General features: G+C 65.5%; 11 protein-coding genes and 1 pseudogene. 6 read left to right on the top strand and 6 right to left on the bottom strand.

All coding sequences use genetic code 11. The annotated features are described in order from the left end of the window. Positions 1-63: 63 nt before the first annotated feature. On the bottom strand, positions 64-3,177 hold the full coding sequence (locus tag IAG41_RS14085) for a TonB-dependent receptor (RefSeq protein ID WP_222950709.1): 3,114 nt from the start codon (positions 3,175-3,177) through the stop codon (positions 64-66). Positions 3,178-3,226: 49 nt separating this feature from the next. Next, the gene (locus IAG41_RS14080) at positions 3,227-5,449 is read right to left on the bottom strand and encodes a beta-glucosidase (RefSeq protein WP_187729677.1); all 2,223 of its coding nucleotides are present in this window, start codon (positions 5,447-5,449) and stop codon (positions 3,227-3,229) included. 356 nt (positions 5,450-5,805) lie between these two features. On the opposite strand from IAG41_RS14080, the pseudogene radC reads away from it, so the two are divergent. Further along, a pseudogene (gene radC / locus IAG41_RS14075) lies at positions 5,806-6,485 on the top strand (RadC family protein). Further along, on the top strand, positions 6,485-6,577 hold the full coding sequence (locus IAG41_RS14070) for a DUF2474 family protein (protein ID WP_187729295.1): 93 nt from the start codon (positions 6,485-6,487) through the stop codon (positions 6,575-6,577). The pseudogene radC and the gene IAG41_RS14070 overlap by 1 nt, the downstream one beginning before the upstream one ends. A gap of 99 nt (positions 6,578-6,676) precedes the next feature. Here the strand turns inward: IAG41_RS14070 and IAG41_RS14065 are convergent, their stop codons facing one another. Beyond that, on the bottom strand, positions 6,677-7,204 hold the full coding sequence (locus IAG41_RS14065) for a calcium-binding protein (protein ID WP_187729294.1): 528 nt from the start codon (positions 7,202-7,204) through the stop codon (positions 6,677-6,679). Between the two features lie 209 nt (positions 7,205-7,413). On the opposite strand from IAG41_RS14065, the gene purB reads away from it, so the two are divergent. After that, positions 7,414-8,724: an adenylosuccinate lyase gene (purB, locus tag IAG41_RS14060; protein WP_187729293.1), complete on the top strand. Its 1,311-nt coding sequence runs from the start codon at positions 7,414-7,416 to the stop codon at positions 8,722-8,724. A gap of 115 nt (positions 8,725-8,839) precedes the next feature. Here the strand turns inward: purB and IAG41_RS14055 are convergent, their stop codons facing one another. Next, positions 8,840-9,400, bottom strand: a complete 561-nt coding sequence (locus IAG41_RS14055) for a hypothetical protein (protein ID WP_187729292.1) — start codon at positions 9,398-9,400, stop codon at positions 8,840-8,842. An 89-nt stretch (positions 9,401-9,489) separates the two neighbouring features. Here IAG41_RS14055 and IAG41_RS14050 point away from each other — a divergent pair, with 89 nt between their 5' ends. Both IAG41_RS14050 and IAG41_RS14045 read left to right on the top strand, forming a co-directional pair. Then, complete coding sequence (locus IAG41_RS14050; RefSeq protein WP_187729291.1) at positions 9,490-10,413, top strand: LysR substrate-binding domain-containing protein; 924 nt, start codon at positions 9,490-9,492, stop codon at positions 10,411-10,413. Between the two features lie 67 nt (positions 10,414-10,480). Then, complete coding sequence (locus IAG41_RS14045; RefSeq protein ID WP_187729290.1) at positions 10,481-11,287, top strand: hypothetical protein; 807 nt, start codon at positions 10,481-10,483, stop codon at positions 11,285-11,287. A 218-nt stretch (positions 11,288-11,505) separates the two neighbouring features. On the opposite strand, the gene IAG41_RS14040 is transcribed toward IAG41_RS14045, so the two are convergent. Continuing rightward, complete coding sequence (locus tag IAG41_RS14040) at positions 11,506-11,880, bottom strand: winged helix-turn-helix transcriptional regulator (protein ID WP_262408667.1); 375 nt, start codon at positions 11,878-11,880, stop codon at positions 11,506-11,508. Between the two features lie 85 nt (positions 11,881-11,965). Between IAG41_RS14040 and IAG41_RS14035 the strand changes: the two genes are divergently transcribed. Then, a complete protein-coding gene (locus IAG41_RS14035) occupies positions 11,966-12,541 on the top strand; it encodes an NADPH-dependent FMN reductase (protein WP_187729289.1) in 576 nt (191 codons plus the stop codon). Between the two features lie 59 nt (positions 12,542-12,600). Here IAG41_RS14035 and IAG41_RS14030 read toward each other — a convergent pair whose 3' ends face one another. Next, positions 12,601-13,236, bottom strand: coding sequence for a PEPxxWA-CTERM sorting domain-containing protein (locus IAG41_RS14030; protein ID WP_187729288.1), 636 nt, complete (start codon positions 13,234-13,236; stop codon positions 12,601-12,603). Positions 13,237-13,320: the final 84 nt, after the last annotated feature.

Below are 13,320 nucleotides of genomic sequence, written 5' to 3'. Positions count from 1 at the left end.
AATCCGAAAGAAAAATGAGCCGGCAGCCTCATGCGAGACCACCGGCCCAGGAGGGTTGGCTCTTTAGAAGCGGACCCGCACGCCCGCCGAATACCGCGGCTCGAAACGGTTCTGCGAATGGTACTGCTTCGAATCGTCGTCGAACTGGAAGTAGTAACGCTCCCTTTCGCCCAACACGTTCGATCCGTTCACGTAGAACGCGAACATATCGTTGATGTTGTACGTCAGGTTCGCGTCGACATACTGGGCGGTATCCTGGAAGATCGCGATCCCGCCAAAGGTAGAGGACAGGCGCGGCGTGCGGTAATTATACGCCACGCGAAGCTGCAGGTGATCGTCCTGGTACCAGCCGACCAGGTTGACTTGGCTCTTGGAGTTGTCCGGGAACGGGAGGCGGCTGCCGTCCAGCGCCAGGCTGTTCTGCTTGCTGTCCGAATAGGTGTAGTTCGCGTCGATACCGAAGTTGCGGAAGAAGCCGTCAGAGAGGAAATCGCTGAACGCGATCTTCGCTCCCACTTCCGCGCCCTGCAGCGAGCCGCCCGTGCCCTGTTCGGGCTGCGAGATCGGCACGCAGCGCCGGATGACGCCGTCGCCATCCGGGAAGCGCCCGGCGCACGGCGTCGTCTTGTTCTGGACGAAGCTGTTGATGTCGAGCTTGAACAGGCCGACGTTGAACAAGGTCGCCCGGCCCACATAATATTCCAGGCTCAGATCGTAATTGTTCGAACGCCACGGGTTCAGGTTCGGGTTGCCGCTCGAGCTTGCGCCCGTCACCTGGCGCACGCCGCATGGCGCGTCCGTCGGTCCGGGCGTGCCGGAGCAGGGCGAGTCCGCGGTCGAGATCGTCAGGCCGCCCCCATAATTGCCGAGATCCAACGGGATCATCGTCTTGGCGAAAGCCGCACGCGCGCGAAGATTGGGCGTGATGTCGTACGACAAAGTCACCGTCGGCAACCAATCCAGATAGGAGCGGCGCGAGACCACGTCGCCGATATCCAGGTTGGTATCGCCATAGGCACGCGTGGCGCCGGTCAGGTTCTGCTTCACCGTAAGCTTGGTGTTGATCACCTTGAGCCCCAGATTCGCCTTGAACCCGCCGGTGGCGAACGCGGTGTTGAAGTACGCGCTCTCCTCGATCAGATCGACGTCATAGGTGTTGCCCGGAATGGTCACTTCGGTCGACGGACCGAACACCTTCTCCTGGAACGCCTTCACATCGTCGAAGTCCTTGGGATCGACCACCCAGAGCCCTGGCATGCCGTTCACCACGCCGCCCCAGTTGGTCTGGAACTTGACGTTGTTATAGGCATTGAGCTTGGTCGGCCGGTTGACCGTATAGCCTTGGAACACGGTTTGCGGATTGGTCGCGCTCACCGGCTGGGTGGGATCGAACGCCGCGTTCGGCACCATTTCGCCGGCCGAGCACTGCGCCGCGTCCATGACGACGTCGATCGCCTTCCACTGCGCCAGGCAGCCATCCGCCTCGCTCGCGCCGTTGCCGGCGTAGAAGTTCGAAAACAGATGGAAGTTGCGGATCTGGGTCGACCGGTCCGAACGCCGCACACCCGCATCGACGCGGCTGAGCAGGCCGAACAGCCCATCGCCCTCGAACTCGTAGCTGCCATCGGCACGGAAGACGCCCAGGTCGGAAGTATTCTCCTGGTCGCCTTCGGACGAGAAGGCCGCGACAGCATAGCTGTCGAGATTGGCCATATAGTCCTTGAGCGTCTTGCCGGCGCCCAGCCCGCCCGAGATCGGACGGTCGAATCCGCTGATCACCGGATTGCCGCCACGCAGGTCGAGATGGAGCAGCGGATCCTCGCCGTAACCCAGCGGGTTCGGGTTGATGTAGCGCCCGCCGTTCGAGCCGACGACATTGTTCGAATATTGCGACGCCGGATATTGCGACGCGATGCTCGCCGGGAAGAATGGCCCGCGCGTGCGGTCCGCGGGATTGCGGAACAGCGTGAAGGCACGGTCCGGCCCATACTGCCAATTGCTCAGATCGCCCTGGACCTGGCCGTTCATGCTGCGCAGCTTGGCGTTCGAGCGCAGCGCCCGCGCGGTGAACTTGAAGTTCTCCTTGTTGTCGTAATCCATCTGCAAATTGTAGTTGGTCGAATGCTCGTGCGCGGTGCGGTTCACCGAGAACGAGTTGAACCACCACACGTCGAGATCGTACTGCGTCACGTCGAGCCAGGGCTGGCCATTGCCCGCGGTCTGGCCCGAGGGCGTCGACTCGGTCGGCGTGGTCCAGCCCAGGCCATTCCAGCGGTTCGAGATGTTGATGCCGGAGGCGCGGTTATGCTCGACCAGTTCGGTGTGGAACACCTCGCCGGTCAGCATCCAGTCCTCGTCGATCTTGAGCTGGACGGCGCCGTTGATGCCGAAACGGTCGCGCTCGACCTCGCGGTTGAAGAATTCATAGCCGTGTGGGCTAATCCAGTTGGCGCCCGAGCCGCCCCAGTCGTTGTTGCCGAACACGCCGCCGCCGATGCCCGAATAGCTGTTGCCCAGCACGGCCCGGCTCTTGGTCGCGCCCACCATCACGCCGATCGTGTCGTTGCGCCAGCTCACCAGTCCGCTGAACAGATAGTCGTTGTTCTTGGTGTTGTTGCCGCGCGAATATTCGCCCTGCGCCGAGACGACGAGACCATGCGCGAGATCGAACGGACGCCGCGTGCGCAGGTCGATCGTGCCCGAGATGCCCGAAAGCGCGTTGCGCAGGTCCTGCGACTTGTAGACGACCACGGCGTTCATCAATTGCGCCGGAATGTCGTTCAGGTTCGGCTGCGCGGTGCCCAGATTGCCGGCGCTCAGATATTGCTCGCCGTTGAGCAAGGTGATCACCTGCGGCAGGCCGCGGATATTGACGGTCGAACCCTCGCCCGCGCTGCGCTGGATCTGCACCCCCGAGATGCGCTGGAGCGCGTCGACGATGGTGACGTCGGGCAGCTTGCCGATGTCTTCCGCCGAGATCGCGTCGACGATCGAAATGCTGTCGCGCTTGATGTCGATCGACTTGGCCTGCGACACGCGGATGCCGGTGACGACGATGTCCTGGCTGTCGTCCGCCGCGACCTGATCTGGCGCCGGTGATGTGTCCTGCGCCAATGCCGGTACGACCAGACAGGTCGTCGCCAGCAGGCCGGCCATCACGCTTGAAATACCCCTCATGCTCTTCCTCCCATTCTACCCTTGCGACGCATGTGCCCGCGTCCTTCCTTCAGGGCGCCAGTCGGCGTTCCTGCAGCTCTGTCTGTCCCGTGAGCACCGGCTGGGCGGCGTCCCGCGAGATTGAAATCCGATAGGTTCCGCCCGCGACCCGGAATCCGGGCTGGGCGAGGTCGTAATCCGCGACGATGCGCGGTTCGGCGGTGATGGTGACGCGGCGTTTCTCGCCGGGCTTGAGCGTCACGCGCTCCCAGCCCGCCAGCCGCAGCGGCCGCGTGCCCGAAGCGGGTGTCACGTAAAGCTGCGGTACGTCGCTTCCGGCGCGCTCGCCGCGATTGACCACGTCGAAGCTCACCTTGAGCTGGGCGCCGCCCTCGACCTTGAGGCTCGAATAGCCGAAGCGCGTATAGGAAAGCCCGTATCCGAACGGGAACAGGGGCGCCTGCCCCTGCCGCGCATACCAGCGATAGCCGACGTCGGAGCCTTCCCTGTACTCGACCGTGAACGGCTTGATCGCCCGCGCGTCGGTGCCCCGGTCGGGGCTGGCGCGGATCTGGTCATAGCCCGGCACCTGCGCGCGCGGTGCCTGGTCGATGCTCTTCGGGAAGGTGATCGGCAGGCGACCCGAGGGATTCACCTCCCCGAAGAGCACGCGCGCGATCGCCTCGCCACCGCGCTGCCCGGGATACCAAGCGGCGACCACCACCGGCACCTTGGAAAGCCACGGCATCAGCACCGGCCCGCCCGTGTTCAGCACCACCGCGGTCTTCGGATTTGCCGCGGCAACCGCGTCGATCAGCGCATCCTGCCCGCCGGGCAGCGCGATCGTCTCGACATCCTCGGCCTCGGTCGTCCACTGGGTCGCAAAGACGATCGCCATGTCCGCGCCTTTCGCGGCTGCGGCGGCCGCGACGCGATCGTTCCCATCGACGAACTTCACCTTCGCCTCGGGCGCCAGCGCGCGGATCGCGGCGAGCGGCGAGGAGGCATGCCAGGTCTTGCGCACGAACGACACCGCCGGCCCGTCCTTGAGCGGAATCTCCACCGGTGCGCCGCCCACCGAGCGGACTTGGCTCGATCCGCCACCCGAAAGCACGCCAACATCGGCATGGCCGCCGATCACAACGATGCGCTTCGCCGACTTGGCCAGCGGCAGCGCCTGCCCCTCGTTCTTTAGCAGCACGATCCCGGCTTCCGCCGCGCGCTGCGCGACTTCGGCATTCTTCGCATAGTCGATCGGCTGCGCGGTGGTGACCACCGGTGCATCCATCACCCCGGCGGCAAACATGCCGTGCAGCACGCGGCGCGCCATGTCGTCGAGCCGCGCCATCGGCAGCGCGCTGCTTTCGAACGCCTTGCGCAGATCCTCGCGGTAGAAGGGATGCGTATCCAGCTCGCCGCCCGATTGCTGGTCGAGCCCATTGCGCGCCGCCTTCACCGTGGAATGCACCGCGCCCCAGTCGGACATCACCCAGCCGCGATAGCCCCAATCGCCCTTCAGCACCGTATTCAGCAGGAAGGCATTCTCGCAGGCGAAGTCGCCGTTGATGCTGTTGTACGCGCACATCACCGAGCCCGGCTGGCCGCGCTCGATCGCGATCTCGAAGGCCAGCAGGTCGCTCTCCCTGAGCGCCGCCTCACCGATCCGCGCGTCCATCACGAAGCGCCCGGTCTCCTGCGCGTTGAGCGCGTAATGCTTGATCGTCGACACGATCTTGTTCGACTGGACGCCGCGGATCGATTCGCCCGCCATCGTCCCGGCGAGCAGCGGATCCTCGCCCAGATATTCGAAGTTGCGCCCGCCCCAGGGATCGCGGGTCAGGTTGATGCCGCCTGAAAGCAGCACGTTGAAGGTCTTGGCCCGCGCCTCGCCGCCGATCATCGCGCCGGTCTCATAGGCAAGCTCGGGGTCGAAGGTGGCGGCCAGCGCCAGCCCCGAAGGCAGTGCGGTGGCAACATCGCCCTTGCGCTGCTCGACCTGGTTGGCAACGCCCAGGCTGGCATCGGATTCGCGGAGCGCCGGGATGCCCAGCCGCGGTATGGCGGGCACCTGCCCGGCCGAAGGGATCATGTCGGTGGGAACGCCCTCGCCCTTGGCTAGCGGCGGGAAGAAGCCGTAAACCAGCGCCAGCTTCTCCCGGGGAGTCATCGCGGCGAGCAGCAGGTCCGCGCGCTTCGCAACGGGAAGCGACGCGTCCTTCCACGGCTGCGATGCCGGGGCGGCGGTCTCGGGATCATTGGCAGGGGAAGCCGGCTCACACGCCTGCACGGCCATAGCCGCCGCACTTGCGACGAAGGCCAGCGGCCAAGCCACCTGATTCAGACGAGAAACCACTCCCCTACGTCTCCCTGCACGGCACGCCCATGCCGTCGTGCCGAAGCACCAGTTCGTAGCTCAGGGGAACGATCGGTACTGACAACGCTGTCCAGTCGATCGAAAACAGAATCGGCACGGCGCTTCAGCGCTCGAAAACCGGCCCTTCCAACCACCCCTGATCCCGGAGTCTATCGCTCCATGATCTGCGTATAAGCATAGATTGAGAGCGTTCTCAAGAACGTTCTCAACTGTTAGCGCTCCCATTCGAAATTAGGCACTTTGCGTCCCCCCGCGCGCCACGCTACGCCATCTCCATGTCCACCTCGCCCGACAACAACGGACACCGCGCGCGCTTGCGCCAGCGCCGGTTCGAGGGCGGACCCGACGCATTGCTCGATCACGAGCTGATCGAATATCTCCTCGCGCTCGCCATCCCCCGCCGCGACACCAAGCCGCTGGCCAACGCGCTGCTCACCGAATTCGGCGGCATCGCCGGCCTCCTCACCGCCGATGCCGAGGCACTCGCCCGCGTCCCCGGCATGGGCGAGACCAGCGCCGCGGCGCTCAAGACCGCGCACGCCGCCGCACTGCGGCTGCTGCGCGCCCAGGTCGCCGAGCGCCGATCCTTGCCAACTGGCAGGCGCTGCTCGACTATCTACGTGCCGACATGGCGCACCACGCGATCGAGCGCGTTCGCGTGCTCCACCTCAACGCGCGCAACATGCTGATCCGCGACGAGCTCATGTCGGAAGGCTCGGTCGACGAAGCCGCGCTCTATGTCCGCGAGGTCATCCGCCGCGCGATCGATCTGGGATCCGCCGCGATCATCCTCGTCCACAACCATCCCTCGGGCGATCCCTCGCCCAGCCGCGCCGATATCGAGATCACCCGCGCGGTTGCCGAGGCCGGCAAGCGCCTCGGCATCACCGTCCATGATCACATCATCCTGGGAACCGACGGCCACACCAGCCTTCGCGCGCAGGGGCTGATCTGATGGCGAAGCAATGGGCCTGGTTCATCGGCATCTGGATCGCCAGCGTGCTGGCGCTGGCCGCGGTCGCCTACGCGATCAGGTCGTTCTTCTAACTTCGTGCTCCTGCGAAAGCGCGAAACGTCGAACGCCCGCCGGAGGGAGAGCCGGCGGGCGTCGGAGTCGCGCCATGCGTAGTGGCGCAGAGGGGCCTTTTACGACGCCTTGGGCGTCAGGAAGCTCGTCAGCTCGGTCTTGTCGACGGTCTTGTTCTTGTCGACGTCCGTGGCGGCAAACGCCTGGCCGACCCATTTGTTGGCGTCCGGGCTGCCCGGCGTGAAGGTCGGTTCGGCCGCCTTGCGGAGCGTGCTGATCCAGCTGCCGAATTCGGCCTGGCTCAACGTGCCATTGGCATCCTTGTCATAGGTGCCGAAGTCGCGGTTGACGGCCTGGGCGACCTGGTCCTGGGTTGCGGCCGGCTGTGCTGCGGGCTGCGCCGAAGCCTGGGCCGCAGGCTGCGACGGAGTCGGCTGTGCGGTCTCGGTTGCGGGCGCCGGAGTCGCCTGGGCGGTCGTTGCCGGATCGGCCGGCGTAGCGGCTGCCGGATCGGCAGGTGCCGGCGCGGTCTGGTCGGGAGTGGCGGCCTGCGGCTGATTCTGAGTAGTATCTGCTGCCGGCTTGTCCTGCGCAAAGGCAGGTGCAGCAACAAGAACAGACGTTGCTAAAAGGATAGCTTTCAACATTTTATCAATCTCCTGTGTTTTGCTTCACCTGTTCTTCAACGGCGAAGCATGAAATCTTTGCTTGTTCACGGCTATTAACCACCTATCTGGGTATCTTGTTCCACATTTCACCCGTTGCAGCCTCGGCTCACCCCTGCTAGGTGGCGCCTCATCGCATTTCGTTTGCCGTGTGGCCCCTGCGCAACGCGGCCCCAGTCTCGAGGAAGCCCATGGTCCCCCGCTATTCCCGCCCCGAAATGACCGCGATCTGGTCGCCCGAGACGCGCTTCCGCATCTGGTTCGAGATCGAGGCGCACGCCACCGAGGCGCTGGCCGAGCTCGGCGTGGTGCCCAAGGCGGCCGCCAAGGCCCTGTGGGACTGGTGGGCGACCAACCCGGCGATCGACGTCGCCGCGATCGACGCGATCGAGGCGGTGACCAAGCACGACGTCATCGCCTTCCTCACCTGGGTTGCCGAAAATGTCGGCGATGAGGCCCGCTTCATGCACCAGGGCATGACCAGCTCGGATGTGCTCGACACCTGCCTCGCGGTCCAGCTCGCCCGCGCCTCGGACATATTGCTCGCCGACATCGATCAGCTGCTGCTCGTGCTCAAGCGCCGCGCTTTTGAGCACAAGCTCACCCCGACGATCGGCCGCAGCCACGGCATCCATGCCGAGCCGGTCACGTTCGGCCTCAAGATGGCCGAGGCCTATGCCGAGTTCAAAAGGAACCGGGAACGCCTGGTCGCCGCCCGCGCCGATATCGCCACCTGCGCCATCTCAGGCGCGGTCGGCACCTTCGCCAATATCGACCCCCGCGTCGAAGCGCATGTCGCCGAGAAGCTCGGCCTCGCGATCGAGCCCGTCTCGACCCAGGTCATCCCGCGCGATCGCCACGCGATGTTCTTCGCGACCCTCGGCGTTGTCGCCAGCTCGATCGAGCGCCTCGCGGTCGAGGTCCGCCACCTCCAGCGCACCGAAGTCCTGGAAGCCGAGGAATATTTCTCGCCCGGCCAGAAGGGCTCGTCGGCCATGCCGCACAAGCGCAACCCGGTGCTGACCGAGAACCTCACCGGCCTCGCCCGCATGGTCCGCAGCGCCGTGACCCCCGCGATGGAGAATGTCGCTTTGTGGCACGAGCGCGACATCTCGCACTCCTCGGTCGAGCGTTATATCGGGCCCGACGCGACGATCACCCTCGATTTCGCCCTGGCGCGCCTCACCGGCGTGATGGACAAATTGCTCGTCTATCCCGAGCGCATGCAGAAGAATCTCGATCGCATGGGCGGCCTCGTCCATTCGCAGCGCGTCCTCCTCGCGCTCACCCAGGCGGGCGTCAGCCGCGAAGACAGCTATCGCATGGTCCAGCGCAACGCGATGAAGGTCTGGCAATCGGACGGCCAGCTCTCGCTGCTCGATCTGCTCAAGGCCGATCCGGAGGTCACTGCTGCGCTTTCCGTGCAGGAGCTCGAGGATAAGTTCGACCTCGGCTATCACTTCAAGCAGGTCGACACGATCTTCGAACGCGTGTTCGGGTAGGCTCATTTTTTCCGTCCCCCGGCGAAAGCCGGGGCCCAGGGTCACGGGCGATGCCCTGCTTGGCTCTGGGTCCCGGCTTTCGCCAGGATGACGAACAAATGAAAGCCGTCCGCCGCTACCGGCTCAACTCGCAGATCCAGTTCACTTCCCAGGTCTTGCCGCCATCGTCGGAAAAGGCCTGCTCCATCCGCGCCGATTTGGGCGAGATGTTGAGCCACATATAGCGGACCAGGATCGCGCGGCCCTTCCAGACCTCCTGGTCGTAGAATTCACCGCGATTGCCAGTGAAGCCGCCTACGACCGGCGGCAGGCCCAGCGTCCCCTTGTCGAGATCGACCAGATAGATCGACCATTGCCGCGATTCCGGATTGTAGAGCCGGAGTGTCTGCGCCTTCAGATGCCCGGCGGCGCCACGCACCTCGAACTCCTCGAAGTTCGCATTGCTGTCGAGTAGCTTCTTGTGGTTCGAGATACCGTCATATTCGACCCACACCTTCGATCCGACCAGCCGCTCGGGCAGCCGCCGGACATGCGCCTTCCAGTCACCGATCAGGAAATCGAAGTCGTGCGCGCCATCGCGCTCCTCGCTCGCCGCAACCGCGCCTGATGGCGTCGCCACGGTCGAAATCGGCGTTGCCGCCAGCAGCAGCGCCATGCCTAGATAAGGTCCGAACATCCCGCCTCTCCCTAAATTACATCGCGATGGTGACGGGCCCTAGGCATTTTGAGGACGCGACAAAGCACGCTAGAGGCTAAGCCAGCCTTATGCTCGAGCCCGCGTCCCTCCCCTCGCTGCCCGCGATCCGCGCGTTCGAAGCTGCGGCGCGCACCGGCAGTTTCGCCGGCGCCGCGCGCGAGCTCGGCACCACCGCCGCCTCGGTCAGCTATCATGTCCGCCAGCTCGAGCGTCAGACCGGCGTCGCCTTGTTCCACCGTCATCCGCACCGCGTCGAGCTCACTGCCGCGGGCCAGATCGTCGCGGCGGAAGCCAGCCAGGCCTTCGCCGCGCTCCGCGCCAGTTTCGCGCGCGCGGTCGAGCTCGACGAGACCCGCCTCTCGATCACTGCGCTGCCCACCTTCGGCACCAGCTGGCTCACGCCACGCCTCGGCGATTTCCGCGCCCGCCATCCGCGCATCCAGCTCGACATCGACCTCTCCCACGATGCGCGCGACCTGGCAGGCGGCGGCTTCGACGCGGCGATCCGCAACGGCCATGGCCGCTGGCCCGGGCTGCGCACCGTCTTGCTCTTCCCGAGCTGCTTCACCCCGCTCTGCGCGCCCGTACTGGCCGAGCGCGCCGCGAAGAGCCTGACCGATCTTCCCCTGCTCGGCCGGCAGGACTGGTGGCGTCTCTGGTTCGCCGCGCGCGGCGACCCACACATGCCGTCCCCCGAGCAGTTCGGCATCCACCTCGCCGACGAGTATCTCGACGCCGCTGCCGCCGCTGCTGGGCATGGCGTGACGATCGGCTCCCCAATCCTCTTCGCCCGCGAGATCGAGGCGGGGCGGCTCGTCCGCATCGACGATCTCGTGGTGAGCGACTGCCGCGCCTTCTGGCTCGCCTGGCCGGTCGCCCGCCAGCACAGCGCGAAGATCAAGCTTCTGCGCGACTGGCTCGACGCCGAAGCCTCGGCCGAGCGCGCCCGGCTGCAAGCCATGCTCGACGGCATCGTCATCGTCGCCGCCTAGTCGCGGGCCCCTTGCGATGTCGGATTTCGCCCGACACGGTCACGTCGGGCATTCGGGAGAGCGGGCCATGGGCATCGGCGCATCGGTGGGGAAAGGCGGAGTCAACGATCTCGCCGACGTGCTCGTCGTCCAGCATCTGCTCAACGCCTGGCTCGGCGCCACCGGCCAGTCGCTCCTCCCCACCAGCGGCAGCTGCGGCACGCTGACCATCGCCGCCATCACCGCCTATCAGGGCAAGGCGCTGAGCATGCCCAAGCCTAACGGCCTCATCACGCCCGGCGGCAAGACCTGGACCGCGCTCGCCGCCGGCCAGGGCATCCCGCCCCTCCTCTCCGGCGCCGCCTGGTGGAACGCCAACCAGGCCCGGTCCCCGAACAGCGCTGCGGTCGCCGATCTGGTCCAGCCATTCCGCGGCAACGTCACCGCCTTCCTCAAGGCGATGAAGGACGCCGGCGCCAGCGTCACCATCTCGGCCACCCGCCGCAACGCCACCCGCGCCCATCTGATGCACTACAGCTGGTGCGTCGCGAACGGCGCGGTCGCGCCCAACAAGGTCCCCGCCCTTCCCGGCCTCAGGATCCAATGGGACCATGGCGACCTCGCCAGATCGCGAAAGGGCGCGCAGGAAATGGTCGATCTCTTCCAGATCGCCTTCGAGCCCTCGCTCACCTCGCGCCATATCGAGGGCCGCGCGATCGACATGACGATCGGCTGGAACGGCACCCTCAAGATCCAGGACAAGGCCGGCAAGACCCGCAAGCTCGACGCGCCCCGCACCGGCGACGCCAATCGCGATCTCCACGCAGTCGGCGCGACCTATGGGGTAATCAAGCTGCTTAGCGACCCACCGCACTGGAGCGACGACGGGCGCTAGGATCTCTAGGGAAATGTCCGCTAACGACCCAATTGCGGACTCCAACTGATACCCTTTTACCTACCTGTCACCCCGGCCTTGTGCCGGGGTCCACCCATCCGCGAGAGAGCCGCTAGAGCCTTGGGTGTCTCACGAAGTCGCGCAGTGGATCCCGGCACAAGGCCGGGGTGACGGAAGGCTATGTCCGCTCCCCACCAATCTCGGACACCAAGACTCCCCTAATCCCCCGTATCCTCCGCCGCCGCATCGAACCGCCGCCGCGCCGCGTCGATCTCGGGCAGGTTCTGCACGATCCACCCGCCGAGCGCGTTGACCGGCTCGCGCATCGATTGGCCGAGCGGGGTCAGCGTATATTCCACCCGCGGCGGGATCGTCGGGAATATCTCGCGCGTCACCAGCCCGTCGCGCTCCAGCCCACGCAAGGTCAGCGTCAGCATCCGCTGCGAGATGCCCTCGATCCCGCGCTGCAATTCGCTGAACCTTTTGGTGCCGTCGCTGAGCGTCATGATCGTCAGCAGGCTCCACTTGTCCGCGATCCGCGCCATGACGGTGCGGACCGGCGTGCAGCTATCATCGGTGTGCGTCGGTACCAAAAAAGTGCCTCCTTGCGGGCGGTCTGCCACCGCATCATTTGAGCGTCGGTTACGCTTAGTAACTGAATATAGGATCTATACCGTAATGCTCAAGCTTGCACTCATCATCGGCAGCACCCGCCCCCAGCGTTTCGCCGATACGCCCGCAAACTGGATTGTCGAAGGCGCCGCCGCGCGCGACGATTTCAGCCTCGAAGTCCTCGATCTGCGCGACCAGAACCTGCCTTTCTTCGAAGAACCTATGTCGCCTTTGTTCACCGGCGGCGCCTTTTCCCATCCCGCCGCCGAAGCCTGGCGCCACAAGCTGGCCAAGTATGACGGCTTCATCGTCACCGCCGCCGAATATAATCACGGCCCCACCGCGGCGCTCAAGAATGCATTCGATTCCGCGTTCAACGAGTGGCGGCGCAAGCCGGTCGCGTTCGTCGGCTATGGCGGCGTCGGCGGCGCCCGCGCGATCGAGCAGCTCCGCGGCACCGCGATCGAGCTCCACATGGCCCCGATCAAGGCCGAAGTGAACATCTCGATGGAGCCGTTCCTCGGCATCCTGATGCAGGGCAAGAAGCTCGACGATTACGACTATCTGGTCGCGTCGCGCGGTACGCTGTTCGACGAGATCGCCTGGTGGGCCAACGCGCTGAAGGCCGCACGGGAGGCCTGAAAAGCAACCAGCCCGGGCGTTTGCACGCCCGGGCTGCCGCAATTCGAAATGTCGAACGCTTAAACGAAGGCAACCTTGCGCGCGCGGACGCGCATCGCGCCGCCGATCGCACCGAAGCCCAGGATGAACATGCCCCAGGCCGCGGGCTCGGGAACCGCGCCGGCGCCGGTCGCATAGGTGATCGAGCCGTTGAAGTTGCGCGGCTGGAAGGTCGACGCGAACTGATAGTCCTTGCCGTAGCCGGTCAGGATCGAGAGGTTCGCGTCGCTGGCGATCACGTCGCCCACGGCGTTGCCGTTGGTGTAGTTCATCGGGAAGCCGCCGGCGCCGGTCAGGTAGATGCCCAACGTGCTGTTGGCGTTCACCAGGAAATCGCTGATGTCGAAGCTGGTGAGGTTGTTGAGGCCCGCGCCCGCGACATTCGAGAAGCTGTTACGCAGCGTCCAGCCGGTCATATCCTGGTCATGGCCGACGACCGTGCCGTCGCGCGTCCAGAACTCGAAATTGTAGGTGCCGCCGCTGATATTCGCGGCGATCGACTGGAAGGTCAGCGCGCTGCCGGCAGTCTGCACGTCGAACATGATGCCGTTCTGGTTGTTGTTCGCGCCGATCGGCGTGGTCAGCGTCTGCGCGCCGGCGATGCCGGGAGCCAGGAAGAGCGCGGCCGCGGCCACGGTCGAAAGAAACTTGGACATGAAGACCCCTCTAAGATCACACTTCGTCGAATAGCGGTATGCGCTGTCCGGCCGCCGGCACCGTGCCGGTCACGAAGCGGCTAA

Origin of the sequence: Sphingomonas sp. JC676 (genome assembly GCF_014489075.1) — a bacterium.
GTDB lineage: Bacteria > Pseudomonadota > Alphaproteobacteria > Sphingomonadales > Sphingomonadaceae > Sphingomonas.
Note: the sequence above shows the minus strand (reverse complement) of the source record. Positions and strands in the feature narration are given on the sequence as shown.

Excerpts from the sequence above, each read along its gene's own strand:
- IAG41_RS14085 (WP_222950709.1), bottom strand. The coding sequence starts at position 3,177 with ATGAGGGGTATTTCAAGCGTGATGGCCGGCCTGCTGGCGACGACCTGT.
- IAG41_RS14080 (WP_187729677.1), bottom strand. The coding sequence starts at position 5,449 with ATGGCCGTGCAGGCGTGTGAGCCGGCTTCCCCTGCCAATGATCCCGAG.
- IAG41_RS14030 (WP_187729288.1), bottom strand. The coding sequence starts at position 13,236 with ATGTCCAAGTTTCTTTCGACCGTGGCCGCGGCCGCGCTCTTCCTGGCT.
- IAG41_RS14065 (WP_187729294.1), bottom strand. The coding sequence starts at position 7,204 with ATGTTGAAAGCTATCCTTTTAGCAACGTCTGTTCTTGTTGCTGCACCT.
- IAG41_RS14055 (WP_187729292.1), bottom strand. The coding sequence starts at position 9,400 with ATGTTCGGACCTTATCTAGGCATGGCGCTGCTGCTGGCGGCAACGCCG.
- IAG41_RS14050 (WP_187729291.1), top strand. The coding sequence starts at position 9,490 with ATGCTCGAGCCCGCGTCCCTCCCCTCGCTGCCCGCGATCCGCGCGTTC.
- IAG41_RS14045 (WP_187729290.1), top strand. The coding sequence starts at position 10,481 with ATGGGCATCGGCGCATCGGTGGGGAAAGGCGGAGTCAACGATCTCGCC.
- IAG41_RS14070 (WP_187729295.1), top strand. The coding sequence starts at position 6,485 with ATGGCGAAGCAATGGGCCTGGTTCATCGGCATCTGGATCGCCAGCGTG.
- IAG41_RS14035 (WP_187729289.1), top strand. The coding sequence starts at position 11,966 with ATGCTCAAGCTTGCACTCATCATCGGCAGCACCCGCCCCCAGCGTTTC.
- purB (WP_187729293.1), top strand. The coding sequence starts at position 7,414 with ATGGTCCCCCGCTATTCCCGCCCCGAAATGACCGCGATCTGGTCGCCC.